Consider the following 17,020-nt stretch of genomic DNA (forward strand, 5'->3'; position numbering starts at 1 on the left):
CTTCCGTCATGCAGCCCAGGGTTCGCAGAACCCTGGGATTCCAGCCAAGAAGCCCTGTTTCTCAAGAGCGAACCCCAACGGGGTTCCGTCCATTGCCGCTACCTCCCCAATCCCGCGAGATACGCGATCAAATCCCGCAGTTCCTCCCGCGTCATATTCATGATCAGCCCCTCGGGCATCAGCGAGCCAGCCTCCTGCTTCTCCGCGATCTGCGCCGCTGTGAACCGGCTCGTCTGACCGCTCGCCAGCTCTCGCAACTGCATTTCGCCCCCCGCCTCGCTCACCTTGTAGCCTTGCAGCTTGCGACCGTCCTTCAGCGTCAACGTCGTCGCCACATAGCCTTCTTTGATCTGCCGGTTCGGCCACACCACGGCCTCAATCAAAAGCTCAACGGGCACACCACGGCCCACCGCATCGAGTTCCGGCCCCACGATGCCGCCCTGCCCGCCGATCTTGTGACACGCGATGCAGCCGGACAGCGGCGCATTGAAAACGGCGTTTCCCTTCACCGCATCGCCATGCGCCTTCACCTCCGCCGCCAAAGCGTTCACCCAGGCCGCGTCATAGGAGGGCACCACATTCTTCACGCCCAAAATCTTCCCAAACGCCGTCGTCAGCACTGCATCACCACGCCCGGCTGCCGTGAGCGTCGTCATCGCCAGCTTCGCCGCTTCCGCCGAGCACGGCTTTTCGTCCAAGGCATTCGCCAGAGCGCCCAGAGCCGCTTCACGCGACAAAAGCGGCACCAGCCACGCCCGCATCGTCTCCGCATCAGCGATGCTCGAAAGCGACGCCGCAGCCAGTTGCCCCGCCACCACCGGCTTTTTCTCCGCCAGCACCGTCAAAGCCGCCGTGCGCACCGCCCACAACTGTTTGGCATCCTTCGCGAAGCTCTCAAACGTCTCCACCGGCTCGCTCATTCGCGACAGCGCCATCAATGCGGGAGCGCGGACGCCCTCGTCCGCTTTCAATGACTGGCGGAGGAGGGCCTCCGCACTCCTGAGCTTCCACGCGCCCGCCAGCACACACGCCAATGCCTTCTGCGCTGCGCCGCCGCTCTTCAACAACTCCAATACCATTGCCTCGCCGCCCTCTGGCATCTTCCCGGCACGCTGAGCCGCCGCTGCGGCCAAATCCTCCAGCACCGCCTGATCCTTCACGCCCAGCTTCAGCGCCATCAGCATGTCACCCGGCTCGCCTTTGCGCACCAGCGCCGCCACCAGCCCACGCCGCGTCTCAGGCGACATCGACTCGCCCTTCTGCGCCAACATCGTCCGCACCACGCCCAGCAACTCCGCGCTGCCCTCCTTCTCCACCAAAAACGCCAGGTGCTTCGGCGGCAGCGAGTTCAAAATCTCAAACGGCGGCTTCTTCCACTGCGGTGCCGTCGCATGCACCGCCAGCCACAACGCTCGCTCAATGAAACTGTCCATCGGTTTGTCGAGTACCTTCAAGGCCACTTTGATGGCCTCGGGTGATGGAACCTTCGCTGCTGCGACAACGGCTTCGAGGCGGACAATCGGTGAGTTATCTGCAACGATAATATCTAGCCATCTTAAAGTGAGTTCTGCACCACCTCCACCACCAAGTGAGTGAACCATGTATGGGCGACCAATGTAAAAATTGCCAAATCCCATCAAGGTGTAATCAAAGGCCCATTCTTCTGCAATTTCATCGACCCTGCGTTCAGCAACCCCGATCTCCTCCTGATTACCTTTCCATGACGGAGTAACATTCCCGAACTCAGACTTGTCCATGGTCGCAATTCGTGCCGATTCGACAGAAAGCTCCCCTCTAAAAATTTTCTCAGTGAGCAGTCGCTGAGCCTGATAACTCAGCCATCGATCTTCGCATCGCAGGAGTGGAGCGAGTTGCTTGCCAGCAACTTCTGCTATTGCTGAGTTGCCCTTCACAAGCCCTTTCCCCTTCGCCACCACCCGCCAAATCCGCCCATGCGTCGCATCCCGATTCGGATGCCGGAAGCTGGCCTGATAGTGGCCGATGATCGGGTCATACCAGTCGGCGACGTAGAGCGCGCCCTCGGGCCCAAAACGAATGTCGATCGGCCGGAAGGCGACGTTGTCGCTGGTGATGAGCGCGGGCTGCTCCACGGCCTCCATGCCGCTGGCGAATTCGCTGTGCGGGATGAGCTTGTGGCGATACACCGCGTTCTCAAAGAAGCCGCCGGTGATGACTTCCTCCTGCATCGACTCCGGCCAGTGCGTGTTCCCCACGATGTCCACGCCGCAGAACTTCCGCAGGCCGTCCGTCTTGATGATCTGGCCGCTGTAGGGCAGTTGAAAGCGCTCCAGCAGGAAATGCGGGATGCCGTGGCGATTGGAAACTTGCGAGTCCTCTTCCAGCGAGGTGCTCACCTCCATCGGCCGCGCCCAGAACATGCCCGCCGCGCCTGCGACCATGATCGGCTGGCCCCATTTCGTGAAGGCCGTGCCCCAGGCGTTCGCCGGCATGCCGGTCGGATACGGATTCAGCCGGCCGCTCTTCGGATAGCAGTGCCAGAAGCCCGCGCCGTAGAGCGTCTTCGTGCCATGCACCGTCGTCACGCGTGAGTAGCAGTGCAGGCCCTGATGCATCACCAGCGCGCCATCGGGTGCCCAGATGAAGCTGTTCAGGCACTGATGCGTGTCCCCCGTGCCGAAGCCGCTAAAGACCACCTCGCGCCGGTCCACGCGATCATCGCCGTCGTCATCGTGCATCAGCCAGAGCTTCTCGCCCTCGCCGACATACACCGAGTGGCCATTCGACGACTTCACACCCGGATCACGCGGTGCCAGTTCCAGGCCCATCGGCTGGCTCAGTCCGCCGGTGAAGACCGTGTTCTTGTCGGCGCGACCATCGTGATCCGTGTCCTCCAGAATGATGATCTTGTCGTCCGACACCGTCCCTGGCTTCGCCTGCGGGTAATCGCTCGTTTGCAGCACCCACAAGCGCCCGCGCTCATCCCATCGAATCGCGATCGGATTCGGAATCCCGTCCGCCTCGCTCGCAAACAAGTTCACCTCGAAGCCATCCAGCACCTTGAACGATTTCAACCCCGCCTCCGGCGAATGATCCGTCGGCGGCTCACCGACCGAGATGCCCTTCTTCGCCGACTGCTGCCCAAAGGCGATGCCCACCGAGAGGAGCGCGGGAACTCCTGCCCGCCACAAAGCACTTCCAACTGCGGGCAACAGTGCGCGCGCTCCCTTAAGGTACTTCATGGAAGCTTCCCTCCCAGATCGTTCGCCAGTTTCCATAGCTCGTTCTCCTTCGCTTCGATCAGCGGTTTGAATTGCTCCACCTCACCCGGAAACCAGCGCTGCGTCGGATCGGTGTGATCTCGACTGCTCGGCTGTGCCGTGCGGTCTCCATGCAGAAATGCCCAGTTCGCCGGACGCCAGTAGCGATGCCACAGCCCGTTCTTCTCGCCGATCAATGTCCTCAATCGCTCATCCGGGGCTTTCGCATCGCCACCCCAGAGCTTCGCCACACGCATCCCGAGCTGTGCCGCGCCTGCGACAGTCAGAGTCAGTCCATCACGAGTCGATCCCGGCTTCAAATCGCCATCTTGAGCCGCAAACAACGCCCCATGTGCCTTCGCGACCTCCGCCATCAGCGCCGCATACTTCTTCAAAGTCGCGTTGTGCTTCGACAACTCACCTTCGAACGAGGGCGGTTCCAGCAGCACCAGTCGCGGCGTCACTTCCGCACACAACGTCACCAGTTTCTCCAGCGCCGCACGAAACTCCGCCAGTCCGGCCTCGCCGCGCTCCAAGCACTCCTGCCGCCCAAACATCAGCATCGCCGCGGTAGAACCAGAGCGCACGAGTTGCTGCTTCAAGCCACCAAAGTTCATCGGACGATCCTGTCGAAACACCGTGTCCGCCTCCCAGGCCAGACTGCGGACCTTCACGCGACTGCCGGGAAACTGCGTCAGCATCAGCGCCTCCATCGTCCCCTCCTCCATCATCGCCACCGCCTCCGTGCCACCGAGCACGGCCACGACTTCCTCCGTCATCAGCTTCATCGAACCCGTGAACGGCTCCAACTTCGGCTTCAAACCTGTCATCGGTGCCATCGCCGCGAGTTCGAGAATTTCCGGACGAGTCAAAGCGCGATTGTAGAGCCGCAGATTGGCGATCTGGCCTCGTTTGAGAACTCCAGGCAGCAGAAACTCCGCCTTTTTGAGTTCGATGGTTCCGGGGGCCTCTCTCCATGCCTGCACCTCGACTCCATTGGTCCACAGACCCGACAACGGTTGTCTGACGTCACGTTTAATGTTGACCACAACATGCTGCCAAGCCTTGGCAGCGTCGAACGACGGCGCAGGAATAATCGTGGGATTCCATTCGCGTCGAAACAGGAGGCCCCTCTCCGGCGGCGCATCAAAGCGGAGGAAGAAACTCTCATCCACCGTCATCCAGAGAAAATCCAAAGCATGATCGCCTCCAGGATAACCTTCCAGACGCAGCATGAACGAAACCGCAAAGTCTCCCAGTTTCATTCCATCGGCTGGTTTTGGCAGTGCCAATGGATCATCAAGTAACATCGGCATCAACTCATCCCACTTCGCCACCAAGCCCGCCTGCAAATCCGACACATCACCACTCACCTGCGCCGTGACGCTGCTGGTGAGCAGGAGAGTGATCCCGAGGAGGCAACGATTGAGCATATAGCCGACAAAACTCGCACCGTGGCGGCCTTCTTGCAGTTCGTTCTGTTCATCGTCGGGCAATGCTGTTATGCCTGACGTGTTCCCCTTTCTCCCTCATGAAGCTCAAGATCGATCTCGAACAATTTCGCGTGCCCGATGGCAAACCGTTTCGCATCAAGAAGGCGAAGACCAAGGTGAAGGATGTCTATCAGGATGACGCGCACTACGAATCGCTCATCGCCGAGTTCCGCACGGAGATCGACGACCTCCAGCAGAAGATGTATGCGCAGAACCGTCAGGGGCTGCTGCTGGTGTTTCAGGCGATGGACGCCGCCGGGAAGGACAGCACGATCAAGCATGTGATGAGCGGCGTGAACACTCAGGGAGTCGAGAGTCACGCCTTCAAACGGCCCACGGACGCGGAGCTGGACCGTGACTTTCTCTGGCGCACGACGCGTGTGATGCCGCCACGTGGCCGCATCGGCATCTTCAACCGCAGCTACTACGAGGAGGTGCTCGTCTGCCGCGTGCATCCGGAGATCGTCACCCGGATCCAGCGTCTGCCGGCTGAAACGACCAGAAATCTGAAGAAACTCTTCGCCGACCGTCTGAAGGACATCCGCAACTTCGAGTCCTACAGCCATCGCAACGGCATCCGGGTGGTGAAGTTCTTCCTGCACGTGTCCAAGGCGGAGCAGAAGAAGCGTTTCCTCACCCGCATCGACACTCCGAGCAAGAACTGGAAGTTCGAGGAGGGAGATGTGAAGGAACGCGGCCACTGGAAGAACTACATGGCCGCCTATGAGGACGCCATCCGCACGACCGCCACGGAGGAATGCCCCTGGTATGTCGTTCCCGCTGACGACAAGAAGAACATGCGCCTCATCGTTAGCGCCGCGATCCTGGCCGAGATGAAGACGATGAAGCTGAGGTATCCAGAGCTGCCGCCGGAGCAAAAGAAGCACCTCCAGGCCGCAAAGAGAATGCTGCTCGCGGAGTGAGCCTAGCATGGGCTTTCCAGCCCGTGATCCGGACACGGACAGGAATGTCCGTGCTACTTCAAGCTCCGCAGCCACGCCACGAGGTCCAGAAGCTCGCTTTCAGGCATCGTCTGGTCGAGCCCCATGGGCATGAGGCTGGTGATGAGGGTCGTATCACCAGAGATCTGCTGATGCGGGATGTTTTTCTCCTGACCGGCGATGTCGAGGACGAGGAGGCCTTCGGCGGTGTGGGATTTAATGACGCCGAGGGTCTGCTGGCCGTCGCTGGTTTCGATGATGTGGGCCTCGTAGTCGCGGGCGAGAGTGTTCGACGGGAAGAGGATGCTTTCGAGCAAGTCACGCTCGGTGCGGATGGTGCCGATGTGGGAGAGGTCGGGGCCGATGGCTCGGCCGGTGTCGCCGATCTTGTGGCAGGCGATGCAGGTGCCTTTGCCGGCTTTGAAGTGTTTTTCACCATTCGCGGCGTTGCCGCTGGCGATGACTTTGTCGGCGAGGGGGCCGAGCTGGCGCTTTTTGGCCTCGGTGGCGGCCACGGCGGTGTTGTAGGCGGGCAGGATAATCGTCTCAAAGATCTCCGGCGGCAGATCCGCGAGAGCGGTGCGGTATAAACTCTCCTGCTGGCTGGCGATGGCCGGATTCTTCGCGATCTCGCGGGCGAGCGACTTCACGATCTCGACGTCTTTGTGACGCTTGAGCAGTGGCAGCAGCGTTTTGAGCTCCACCGGGCCCACAGTGGCAAACAGCGGCGCGATTTTCTCAACCTGTTCCTTCGGCATCGGCCCGGCTGCTAGCATGCCTGCAGCCTGAATCTTCGCTGCGGAAGACGACGCGGCATCGGCGAGGACGTTTTTGACCATGTCGAAAGTCTCACCGTTGAGTTTGACCGACTTCGCCGAGTCGAGTGCCTTCAAGCGGATGGAAAGCGGGCGCTTCGTGTCGCTAGCGATGGCTTGGAGCGCATCATCAAAGTGCGGCGATTTCAGTTTCTTGATGGCGTCGAGAACGAGCGGCGTGGGAGCGTCGGAGAGGAGTTTGTCGAGCAGGGGGAGCCAGGCGTCGTTGCTCACACCTGCGGTTTGAGTGGCGAGGATGTTTAGAGCGGTTGATACCTGTCCCTTTTCATGGCCTTCCAGCATGTAAGTGAGGTCTGATTGCAGCTCAGAGTCAGCAAGCGAGGAAGCAATCAGACTTTCGAACCGTTGTTTGTTGCGCAGGCTCGGTGAACGAAAATGATCCACAATTTTTCTGGCTAGCTCTGTGCCGAGTTTCGGATCACGCTCCAAAACCGTGAATGAAGCTTCGATCAGAGGCTCCGACAAAGAGGATAGCCCTCCCAGTAAATAATCCTTGAATCGATCTGAACGGAGACCAGCGGCGTCTGCCACTAACAGGATGCGAGACATGTACCGATCGGATCCTGCGTCCCCCCATTTGATAATATAATCTGGACTTTTGGAGTTGGGATCGCTGTGTCTCAACCAAGCGCTAAAAAAGTAGCCGTCGATGTTGTTACGATACAGTCTTGCAGCAGCGAGTGTAACCGCGTGCTGCAATGATGAATCAAGCTGCGAGGCGAGCAACTTTTGCATTGCCAAGTCTATTTCTGGGCTGGAGGTCGGTGACTGTGCCAGTAATTGACACGCTCTGATGCAGACATGCGGGTTGGATGAATTGAGCTGGGCGACGATTGATTTGAGATCAGTTTTGCCAACAGAAGCATCCGCGCTTCTGGAAGCGAGCGGGGCAGCATTCGGTTTCTTCGGCTTGATGCGGTACACGGCACCGAGGAGGTCGGATTTCGCCATCAAGCTGCTCGGGCAGCCGATGCGGAACCAGCCACCGGTGTCGATGAGGAGGAGGGAGCCGTCGCGTGGGTCCTCCATCACGTCGGTGAGGTGGATATCAGGGTTGTGGAGTTTGAGAAATTCGTTTTCGACGGCCTTGTAGGTGCTGCCGCTGGGGGTGAGCTCCATGCGCACAAGGCGCTGGGTGTTGAAGTGAGTCACCATGAGGTTCTCGGTTCTTGGTTCTTCGTTCTTGGTTGGATAGCTCCTCCAGAAGCAGCAGCCGCTGACGGCGACGTGGCCGAAGTTGTACATGACGGGCATGGTTTCGAGCGTGCGCGGGAGGTGGGCGATGGCTTTGAGCTGGTCGCTGCGCTCGTAAACGCCGCCGTAGAGCCAGTGGATGATCGTGTCGCCGCGGGGCTGGGTGTAGTAGAGGTTTTGCACGCCGATGATGTCGCCGCTGCGGGTGAAATCGACTTCGACGGGGTTGTCACCGCAGCCGAGCGAGTGCCAGGCGACGTCGCTGCCGTCCGGTTTGCAGCTCCAGATGCCGCAGGCGAGCGAGGCATCGACGGGTGTGCCGTCTTTCTGCTTCACGTCGTGGCCTTTGCGGCCGTGGCACCAGTAGAGGCGGCCGTTCGGATGCAAAAACGGGCCGTGGATGTCGGCGGCATTGCCGGTGTAGTCGAAGCCGGTGACGACCTCCTCGCGCTTGTCGGCCACGCCGTCGTTGTCGGTGTCCGTGAGCTTCCAAATCGACGGCGGGGAGCCGACGTAGAGGCTGCCATCGAGCCAGCACGCGCCTTGGGGAAAGGTCATCTTGTCGGCGAAGATGGTGCTCTTGTCGAAGGCACCGTCCTTGTCGGTGTCTTCGAGCATGAGGACGCGATTCGGCGGATTCTCTTCGAGCTGCTTTTTGTTCCAATTCACGCCCGTGGCATCGCCGACGAACAGACGCCCTTTGTCATCGAGGCAGCCCATGATCGGATGCGTGACGAGCGGCGACGCGGCGGCGACCTCCAGCGTGTAGCCGTCTTGCAGGTCGTGCTTGGGCAAAGCCAGCGTCGATTTGCCCGTGACGACGACGGGGCGCCTAGCGCTGTCTGGAATGGTGTTGCCTTTGTCCGGCGGCAGATCGGCGGCGAGGGCGGGGAGAGCGAGGAGGCAAAGGAAACGGCGCATGGAGCCAATACGGCATGAAGTGCTGCAAACTATGCGGCCAAGGCGGTTTTGGCCCCTCACCCCAGCCCTCTCCCCGAAGGCTATGATTGATAGTAGTCACGTCCTCGGTGGGGAGAGGGAGATGGCTGTCAGGCGGCCGCAGCGCGATTCTCGTCTTCCACGGAGAGTTCATCTCGACGCGGCTGAAAAGCTGGATTGACCTTGTTTGAGCGCATCACATAAACTTCACCTTATGACGACAACCTTTCCGACCGAAGACATGAGAATGGAGCGCAGCGCCGCATTGGTGCGGATGCGTCAGCATCAGCGTCGGGAAGAGATTCGTCTGCGTCGTGAAATGGACCTGCCGATCTGGCGTGACTGGATGTTCTGGCTGGGCGTTTTCCTCTTCGGAGCCAAGGTCAGTCACGACGGCGTGGTGATTTCACCACCCGCATGGTCTTTGGGGATCATCATCATGATCGTGGCTCTGGACCGTGTCTCGCGCCGCCGGTCACGGGCCGCACGAGAGCTGGAGGAGCTTCGCAAGGGCGACGGGTTGCTGCCAGACAAGTAACCTGCCGGTGCTTGGGACCGTGGCATAAGCCGGAGAGGAAGCGCACGAAGCACGCAACCAACGCTGCGCCTCGTCGTTTACCCCGCTTTTCATGGAAATCCCGTCCACCTCCGCCCGCCGTCATGATCTGGATGCTTTGAGGGCGTTTGCGATGCTGCTGGGGATCGCCCTGCATGCGGCGCTGTCTTTCGCGGGCGGGCCGTGGATGGTGCAGGACTCGCGCACGAGCGGTGTGTTTCATCTGCTGATCAGCGCGGTGCATGGCTTTCGCATGCCGCTGTTTTTTGTGCTGAGCGGTTTCTTCACGGCGATGCTGTGGCGGCGGCGCGGGTTGCGGGCGCTGGTGAACCATCGCTTCAAGCGTGTTTTCCTGCCCCTGGTGCTCGGCACGGTGACGATCGTGCCGCTGATGCACGTCATCGGGGGATTTGCGATGAAATCCGCCGCCCGGGAGGCAGGCTCGGGCCCCATGACCCTGTGGAAAGCCGCCGCGGCCGGCCAGACGGAAGAGACGGCGGGCTTCATCGAGCGAGGAGCCGATGTGAACGCGCCCGATCCTGCCATGGGCGTGACGCCGCTGACCTACGCGACATTGTTCGGGCATGAAAACGTGGTGAGGCTGCTGCTGGCACGTGGCGCCGATCCTCGGCTCACCAATCGCGATGGCGGCACCGCGCTGCACTCGGCGGCGTTTCTCGGACGGGCGAACATCGCGCGAGAACTGCTGAAGGCGGGAGCGGATACGACGATGACGAATGAACGCGGTGAAACGGCGCTCGACGCGACGCTGGCGGACTGGGAGATGACGCGGTTCATCACGCAGATGCTGAAAATCCCGGTGGAGGAGAAAGCGCTGGCGCAAGGTCGCGATGAAGTCCGTGCCTTGCTCGGCGGCGGTCCGGTGGAGCCGAAACGGCGTCCACTCCTCGGACTGTGGCTGTTTTTGACGCGCGCACCGATTTTCAGCCACCTGTGGTTCCTCTGGTTCCTGTGCTGGATGGTGGCTGGATTCGCCGTGTGTGCGTGGATTGCCAGACGGATTGGCTGGCAGGCAAAATATCGCGGCTGGGTAGCCTCAAGCTGGCGGCACGTATGGCTGCTTCCACTGACTTTCGTGCCCGCGTGGCTCATGGGCCGTGCGTTACCTGTTTTCGGCCCTACGACGTCCGCCACACTGCTGCCGCCGCTGCCGCTGCTGGCCTATTACGCGGTGTTTTTCGGCTTTGGCGCGTTGTATTTCGACAGCGGGGATGAAGAGGGCCGTCTGGGCCGCCGCTGGCGGTTCACACTGCCTCTAGCGCTGCTGCTCGTGTACCCTGCGGGACTGGCCGCGACCCACGGCGGGCCGCAAATGCGCCTCATCGCCATCATTCTCCAAGTGATCTACGTCTGGATGATGAGCGCGGCCATGATGGGCCTCTTCCGCCGGTTCGTGGCCCAGGAGCGGCCGTGGATCCGCTATCTGTCTGACGCGTCGTATTGGATGTATCTCGCACACCTGCCGCTGGTGCTGGCCGCGCAGGTGTGGATGCGGGAGTGGGCACTGCCTGCGGGTGTGAAATTCATCCTGATCTGCGCCGGCGTGTTTCCGCTGCTGCTGGTGAGCTATGAGCATCTGGTGCGCTACACGTGGATCGGCGCACTGCTGAACGGGCGGAAGACTCGCACTACAGCCGCCGCACTTCCTGCACCTCAAGACCTGTGAGCTTCCATTCGCCGTTGTTGGGCGTGATGGTGACGCGGGCGTTGTAGATGTTCACGCGGGGATGGCTGTGGCCCCAGTGGCCGACGATGCCGCGGGCCATCCAGTTGCAGTCAGCCACGAAGCCTACGCCCTTGGGATTGCGATCCACCTTGTCCACGTTCGCGGAGAATTCAGCGATGGTCACGCGGGTGCCTTCGCGGCCTTCGAGCGTGAGAGCCTGGATGGTTTCGAGGTAGAGTTTGCGCAACAGCTCGCCATCCACACTGCGGGCGAGCACGTCGTAAACCTCCGACTCGCTGTGGTGATCGAAGGCGCGATACACATTCCGCAGCAGCGGCGTGACGATCTTCCGCGCGTCCTCCACCTGCGTGATCTCCGGACTGGCGGAACCGGTCTCGATGGGGATCACGAGCAACTGGCTCATCAGCACCGCGCCCAGCAGCCAGACGGCGGCGTAAGGCAGGCTGCCGCCGGGCAGCTTGTGATCCTTGACCTTGAGGTAGATGTAAAACACCAGGCCCATGACCAGCCACACGATGCCTCCCAGCGGCAGACGCATGGGCTGGGGCACCTCAAACTGCGGCACCGAGGCGAGCGGCGCCGGACGTGGGAGGCGGCCTTGATTGCGCCAGCGATAGTGTTTCACGGCGGAGTGAATCTCGCTGTTCTCGCTCGCCGGGCCGAAGAAGGCGCGCACCGGCAGTTTTGTGACGCCTGGAATCCAGCCCTTCCAGGTGACATCGAGTTCCTGCGGCCCAGGCGGCGTGGCAAACTCCCAGATGAAGCCGAGCATGGCCTGATTGAGCGCCACGTCCTCGTCGTCCTTCATCGGCAGGGTGTTTCCGGGCACACCCTTGATCACCGCCACGACCGGCTGCGGCACGGGCAGCGGACCATCGCCTGCGGAGAGCTGGCACCACTCCGCCGCCCGAGGAGCCGCCTTTTCAACGAGCTCCTGCTGCTGCTGCGGAGTCAGCGCCGCAGGCGGCGTCTGGCCGGGCGAAAGCCACTCCAGCATCGAAGCCGCATCGAACAGCACTTCAAAGCGCGTCTGATAGGGCTCCACATAGAGGTAAGCCTGCGCGACAGGCCCGGTGAGCAGCACGGAAGCTTTTTCCGGCAGGGGCGGAGGAACGGGCGCGGTCGGAGCAGCCGGTGGTGCCGGCTCCGCCATCTTTGGCTCCTCGGCCCTGACGGGAGCCGCCTCTTTTGCCGGTGCGAGCGAGGGCAAAGTCTCCAGCGGCTTGAGCGGCCCGATCTTGATGGTCTCGGCGGGCTGTTCCGCCGGCGACTGCGCCCGGATGACGGCGGCCGTCAAAAGCAGGAGGCAGAGAAGCAATGACGAATGTCGAGCGACGAATGACGAATGGCGGTGACTGGTCACAGCTCGTTCGTGTTTCCGATGGTGGGAGGCCTTGGTCATTCGGCGTGCGTGTTTCGTCGTTCCAAGCTCACAGCGTCCACGGTTTGCGCCATTCCTTGGAGAGCAGCTTGGAGGCGGCGGCGTTGTCGGCGATGGTCTCGGTCTTCGGATCCCACTTCAAAGCCGTGCTGCCGCTGCGGAGGGCGATGTTTGCCAGATGGGCGATGCTGATGCTGCGATGCGAGACTTCGATCGGCGTGGCGGTCGGTCTGCCGTCGTAAATGCAGGAGAGGAAGTTGTCGGTGTGATCCTTGCTCTCGTAGAGGTGGATCTCGTCCTTTCCAGCCTTGTCGCGGAGGATCTCCGGGCTGCTGGAGGTGATCTTGCCACGATTGACATAGATCCACTTGCCGTCGTCGCCTTCAAACATGACGCCGACGTGGTCGAAGGGCTTTTTGCCGGAGGGAGCGCCCAGAGAGGCCTCCACTTCGGGCATGAGCTTGTGATCCGGGCTGGCCACGTGCATGACGACGCCGTTTTCATACACGCACTCAAAGGTGAACGCGGTGGCGGTGTTGTAGAGCGCGTCCTTGTTCATCGTGCCGGAGACGTTTTTGATCTCGACAGGGCCGGTCAGGTCGGTGCCCATGCCCCATTGAGCGATGTCGATGTGATGCGCCCCGAAGTCGGTGATCATGCCGCCGGAGAAGTTGAAGTTGTGACGCCAATTGAGCGGCAGAAGCGCCGGGCGGTAGTCGATCTGCTCCGCCGGGCCAAGCCACATCTCATAGTCGAAGTCGGCAGGCGGCGGCGCGGGATTGATCTGATCGGCCATACCGTTCCAGTTGGAATGACCGCCGGGCAGTCCGACGCGCACGCGCTTCAGCTTGCCGATGCGGCCGTTGCGAACCTGTTCGCAGGCGAGGCGGAAATACACGTCGCTGCGCTGCTGGCTGCCCGTCTGCCAGGTGATGCCAGCCTTGGCCACTTCATCGCTCATGAGGCGACCTTCGGCGATGTTCAGCGCCAGCGGCTTCTGGCCGTAGATGTGCTTGCCTTTGCGGGCGGCATAGACGGCCATGTAGGCATGCCAGTGGTCGGGTGTGGAGACCTGCACGGCGTCGAGGTCTTCCTTTTCCATCATCTCGCGGAAATCAGCATACGCGGTGCAGACTTTGGCCGGTTTGTTGGCCGCCTTTGAGTAGTGCTCGTCGATGATTTTCTTCCCTGCCTCACGACCGCCGGTTTCCTTGCCGTCGTAGCCGTAGTGGCCGTATTCCTTCATCGGATCGGCCACGGCGATGACCTGGCACTTGTCGTTGTTCAAAAAGGAAGGCGTCCAGTCGCCGGCGATGGTGCCCCAGCCGATCGCGCCGACGGTGATGCGCTCCGAAGGTGCCGGACGGCCGCCTTTGCCCAGAGCGGTGGCCGGAATGATGGTGGGAAAGCCCAACGCGGCGGCACTGCGGGCAAGAAATCGACGACGGGACGAGGTGAAAGGCTGGCTGGTTTGCATGGTGGTGGTGTTATAACGAACGCCCCGGGGCGAGGCCAGCAAAGAAATCTGCGGCATGAAAACCGCTGTATGGCGCGACATGAACGTGAATCGAGGTGGACACACGGTGCCCATCTGGCGCATGATGTCGAAGAAGTGCGATGGATGACCGCAAACCCATGATCAAACAAACCGCAGTGCCGTTGTGCGCTTTGCTGATGATGCTGGGAGTGGTGCTGATTCCGCGGGATGCGGTGAAGCCGCGGATGAAGGTGGCTCTGAGCGTGTGGCCGGGTTCGGAGCCGCTGGTCCTGGCCCGTGACAGCGGAATGTTGAAGGGACAGACCCGAGTTCTGGAAATGCCGTGGGCATCCGCCGTGACACGCGCCTTTGATGACGAAGTGGTGGACGTGGCGGTCATGACCCTGGATGCCGTGTGCCTGCTACGGGCCGAAGGGCATCGCCTGAGAGTGCTGCGAGTGCTGGACCAGTCCACTGGCGGCGACGCGCTGATCGCCCGCCAGCCGATCAGCACCTTGAATGAGTTGCGCGGCAAGCGGGTGGGCGTGGATTTCCAAGGGACTGGAATGTTTCTGCTGATCAATGCCCTGGAACAGGCCGGAATGACCCTGCGTGACATCGAGACCGTGCCGCTGATCCAGCCCGAGATCGAAAGCCTGTTTGCCAAGGGCGACATCGACGCCGCAGTGGCCTCAGAGCCATGGCTGAGCCAGGTCAGCACGGAAGGCACGAGCCGTTTGTTTGATTCGAAGGCACTGAAGACGCCGATCTACCGCCTGCTGGTGGCATCCGAGCAGGCGGGGGGGCAGTTCCAGCCTGAGATTCGCGCATTGATCAAATCCATGGAGGTGATGACCGCCCGTTTGCGCAGCGGCGGCCGGTTCGAAGGCGCAGGCGCGGTGTTGCAGCGGCAGAAAGTCCCGCTGCCGCAGTTCATCAGCGGCCTGGAACGGTGGCACGCGCTGAGCACCGAGGAAAACATGGCACTCATGGCAGGCGAAAAGCCCCGGCTGGAGGAGCTGGCCCGCGAAGTGGCGGCGCAGTTGCTGCGGCACGGGCTCATCCCGGGCCCGCTGCCGGCGGAAACTTGGATCGACCTCCAATTCCTCCAATGAGCACGACGATGAAACCCGCGCGATCCATGACAGGACGCATCACCCTGATGATGCTGATGTTCGGCGTGGTGATGATCGTGGTGAACCACTGGTGGACACGCACCTGGATGACGGAACGGCATCTGGAGAGGCTGCGGGCGGAGGCTGCGGAGGCTGCCAGCCCGCTGTCCGGCATCATGCAGCACCTGTTGCGTCGTAAACAGGAAAGGGCGGCGGAGCTGGAGATGTCCTATGCGGCGCTGTCCCCCCGTGTCGATCTCGGCCTGGTGTGTGACCGCAACGGCAAGGTGAGATTCTCCACGCAACTGCAATGGCGCGGCCTCAACATCCTGCAGACGCCCCTGGCGAAGGACTGGCCGCAGATCCGGAAGGTGCTGGACGCGGAGCGGTCCATCGATGTGTGGGGCGCGGACCAGCAAAGCCTGGTGGTGGCGTCCCGCTTCTACGAAGGCTACGACGCGGCGAGCAAGGGCGCGGTGGTGATGCGGTATGACTACACCCACGAGCTGGAGCAACTGCGCAGCGACTCCGTGCATGACTTTCTGGCGCATGTGGGCGTGCTCGGGGCGCTGTGCCTGCTGCTGTGGCAGGCGCTGGACACTCTGTTCCTGCAACGGGTGGCCAAACTGCTGGAATGCTTTCGCGGAGCCTCCTCCAAGGGCGGCACGCCGGCGACACTCGACGGCAGCGACGAGCTGGCGCTGATCTCGCAGGAGTTCGCCGACACGGTGAAACAACTGCGTGAGGCCGAGAACATGCTCCTGGAGGCCGCGGAGGAGGAGCGCCGCCGGGTGGGCAGGGAGCTGCACGATGACCTGTGCCAGCGGATCACCGCCACGAAACTGAAGGCCGAGGTGGTGCATGAGCTGGTGCCGCCGGAACGACAGCAGGAGTCCGAGCTGACACGGCAGCTCGCGGAAGAACTCACGGAGTCCGCGGTGATCGCACGCAGCATCGCGCGCGGCCTTTCTCCCGTGGGACTGGAGCAGGACGGCCTGGCTGACGCGCTAGAAGACGTGGCGCTGTTCGTGCGAAAGTCCTACGGCGTGCGCTGCACGGTGGAATGCGATCGCGTGGACCGACTGCTGACGGACAACGCGCAGGAGCTGCTCTTCCGCATCGCGCAGGAGCTGGTCGTGAATGCCAGCAAGCATTCGAAGCCGGCCAGCATCAGCATCGAGGTCAAGGTGCTGCCGGATCATGTGAGCCTGGAGGTGGCGCATGATGGCAGGCCCTTCGAGGAGGCCCCAGCAGGCTCCGGCAACAAGGGAATGGGCCTCCATCTCATGAAACAGCGGCTGCTGACCCTGAACGCCAGGCTTCAGCGGCAGGTGCGTGCCGGCACCCCGGAAATCTCCATCGCCGCGGTACACATTCCGCCAAACCGTGCGAATAATCCCGCCACCACTTCCCCACCACCATGACCAGGACAGCCACCTCCCTTCCAGCATCCTCGGCTTCAGACAAACCGTGCATCCGGGTGGCCATCGTGGACGACCATGCGATGATGCGCGAGGGCCTGAGGCTGTTCATCGACCAGACCGGCTACATGCGCTGCATCTGGCTGGCCGGTGACGCGGCCGAGGCGGTGCGCATGGTGGGCGAGAACGCTCCCGACGTGCTGATCGTGGATCTGACGCTGCCGGACCGCTCCGGACTGGAGCTGATGAAGGACCTGCGCCAGTTGTGCCCGCAGATGCCCATGCTCGCAGTGTCGATGCACGATGAAAAGCTCTACGCGCAACGGGCCCTCAAGGCCGGTGCCCGTGGCTACGTGATGAAAAGCTCCCCGCACAAAGTGCTGGCCGGGGCGATCCGGCGCGTGCTGGCAGGCGGCATCGCGGTGAGTGATGAAATGTCCGACGACATCCTCAAGACCTTCGTCACCGGGGCTCCGGCCGCCACATCGACCAAGGACGGCATTTCTGAACTCAGCGACCGGGAGTTTGAGGTGTTCCGCCTGATCGGCGCCGGCCGAAACACCGGCACCATCGCCGAGGCACTCAGAATCAGCGCCAAGACGGTGGACGTGCACAAGCTCAACATCCGCACCAAGCTGGGTCTCAAAGATGGCAACGATCTGACCTATTTCGCCATCCGCTGGGTCGAAGGGCAGAAGAACCGCTGACCCCGGATTCCGA

Annotated in this window: 11 protein-coding genes; 6 read left to right on the forward strand and 5 right to left on the reverse strand. The window is 61.8% G+C overall.

The window, feature by feature from the left end:
* Positions 1-98 precede the first annotated feature (98 nt).
* Positions 99-3,221: a PVC-type heme-binding CxxCH protein gene (locus tag IAE77_RS14335; protein WP_294227622.1), complete on the reverse strand. Its 3,123-nt coding sequence runs from the start codon at positions 3,219-3,221 to the stop codon at positions 99-101.
* Positions 3,218-4,735 (reverse strand): hypothetical protein, encoded by a 1,518-nt coding sequence (locus tag IAE77_RS14340; RefSeq protein ID WP_294227623.1) that lies wholly within the window; start codon positions 4,733-4,735, stop codon positions 3,218-3,220. Before IAE77_RS14340 ends, IAE77_RS14335 begins: the two co-directional genes overlap by 4 nt.
* 35 nt (positions 4,736-4,770) lie before the next feature.
* On the opposite strand from IAE77_RS14340, the gene IAE77_RS14345 reads away from it, so the two are divergent.
* On the forward strand, positions 4,771-5,655 hold the full coding sequence (locus IAE77_RS14345) for a polyphosphate kinase 2 family protein (protein WP_294227624.1): 885 nt from the start codon (positions 4,771-4,773) through the stop codon (positions 5,653-5,655).
* Between the two features lie 53 nt (positions 5,656-5,708).
* On the opposite strand, the gene IAE77_RS14350 is transcribed toward IAE77_RS14345, so the two are convergent.
* Positions 5,709-8,624 (reverse strand): PVC-type heme-binding CxxCH protein, encoded by a 2,916-nt coding sequence (locus IAE77_RS14350; RefSeq protein ID WP_294227625.1) that lies wholly within the window; start codon positions 8,622-8,624, stop codon positions 5,709-5,711.
* Positions 8,625-8,889: 265 nt separating this feature from the next.
* On the opposite strand from IAE77_RS14350, the gene IAE77_RS14355 reads away from it, so the two are divergent.
* Both IAE77_RS14355 and IAE77_RS14360 read left to right on the forward strand, forming a co-directional pair.
* Positions 8,890-9,180 (forward strand): hypothetical protein, encoded by a 291-nt coding sequence (locus IAE77_RS14355; RefSeq protein ID WP_294227626.1) that lies wholly within the window; start codon positions 8,890-8,892, stop codon positions 9,178-9,180.
* Between the two features lie 91 nt (positions 9,181-9,271).
* Positions 9,272-10,885 (forward strand): acyltransferase family protein, encoded by a 1,614-nt coding sequence (locus IAE77_RS14360; protein WP_294227627.1) that lies wholly within the window; start codon positions 9,272-9,274, stop codon positions 10,883-10,885.
* Here IAE77_RS14360 and IAE77_RS14365 read toward each other — a convergent pair.
* Positions 10,848-12,308 carry a hypothetical protein gene (locus IAE77_RS14365; protein ID WP_294227628.1) on the reverse strand — a complete coding sequence of 487 codons (1,461 nt, stop codon included), beginning with the start codon at positions 12,306-12,308 and terminating at the stop codon, positions 10,848-10,850. The two genes, IAE77_RS14360 and IAE77_RS14365, sit on opposite strands and share 38 nt — an antisense overlap.
* A 28-nt stretch (positions 12,309-12,336) precedes the next feature.
* Complete coding sequence (locus IAE77_RS14370) at positions 12,337-13,764, reverse strand: Gfo/Idh/MocA family oxidoreductase (RefSeq protein ID WP_294227629.1); 1,428 nt, start codon at positions 13,762-13,764, stop codon at positions 12,337-12,339.
* 158 nt (positions 13,765-13,922) lie between these two features.
* Between IAE77_RS14370 and IAE77_RS14375 the strand changes: the two genes are divergently transcribed.
* Genes IAE77_RS14375 through IAE77_RS14385 form a run of 3 tightly spaced genes read left to right on the forward strand, consistent with a single transcriptional unit; the run spans position 13,923 to position 17,007 of the window.
* A complete protein-coding gene (locus IAE77_RS14375) occupies positions 13,923-14,879 on the forward strand; it encodes an ABC transporter substrate-binding protein (protein ID WP_294227630.1) in 957 nt (318 codons plus the stop codon).
* 26 nt (positions 14,880-14,905) lie between these two features.
* Entirely contained in the window at positions 14,906-16,303 is a 1,398-nt protein-coding gene (locus IAE77_RS14380) for a histidine kinase (protein WP_294227631.1), read from the forward strand.
* Positions 16,300-17,007: a response regulator transcription factor gene (locus IAE77_RS14385; RefSeq protein ID WP_294227632.1), complete on the forward strand. Its 708-nt coding sequence runs from the start codon at positions 16,300-16,302 to the stop codon at positions 17,005-17,007. Before IAE77_RS14380 ends, IAE77_RS14385 begins: the two co-directional genes overlap by 4 nt.
* The last annotated feature ends 13 nt before the right edge of the window (positions 17,008-17,020 follow it).

Origin of the sequence: Prosthecobacter sp. (genome assembly GCF_014879935.1) — a bacterium.
Lineage (GTDB): Bacteria > Verrucomicrobiota > Verrucomicrobiia > Verrucomicrobiales > Verrucomicrobiaceae > Prosthecobacter.

Coding starts and splice junctions, on each gene's coding strand:
- IAE77_RS14335 (WP_294227622.1), bottom strand. CDS start 3,221: ATGAAGTACCTTAAGGGAGCGCGCGCACTGTTGCCCGCAGTTGGAAGT.
- IAE77_RS14345 (WP_294227624.1), top strand. CDS start 4,771: ATGAAGCTCAAGATCGATCTCGAACAATTTCGCGTGCCCGATGGCAAA.
- IAE77_RS14350 (WP_294227625.1), bottom strand. CDS start 8,624: ATGCGCCGTTTCCTTTGCCTCCTCGCTCTCCCCGCCCTCGCCGCCGAT.
- IAE77_RS14355 (WP_294227626.1), top strand. CDS start 8,890: ATGGAGCGCAGCGCCGCATTGGTGCGGATGCGTCAGCATCAGCGTCGG.
- IAE77_RS14360 (WP_294227627.1), top strand. CDS start 9,272: ATGGAAATCCCGTCCACCTCCGCCCGCCGTCATGATCTGGATGCTTTG.
- IAE77_RS14365 (WP_294227628.1), bottom strand. CDS start 12,308: ATGACCAAGGCCTCCCACCATCGGAAACACGAACGAGCTGTGACCAGT.
- IAE77_RS14370 (WP_294227629.1), bottom strand. CDS start 13,764: ATGCAAACCAGCCAGCCTTTCACCTCGTCCCGTCGTCGATTTCTTGCC.
- IAE77_RS14375 (WP_294227630.1), top strand. CDS start 13,923: ATGATCAAACAAACCGCAGTGCCGTTGTGCGCTTTGCTGATGATGCTG.
- IAE77_RS14380 (WP_294227631.1), top strand. CDS start 14,906: ATGACAGGACGCATCACCCTGATGATGCTGATGTTCGGCGTGGTGATG.
- IAE77_RS14385 (WP_294227632.1), top strand. CDS start 16,300: ATGACCAGGACAGCCACCTCCCTTCCAGCATCCTCGGCTTCAGACAAA.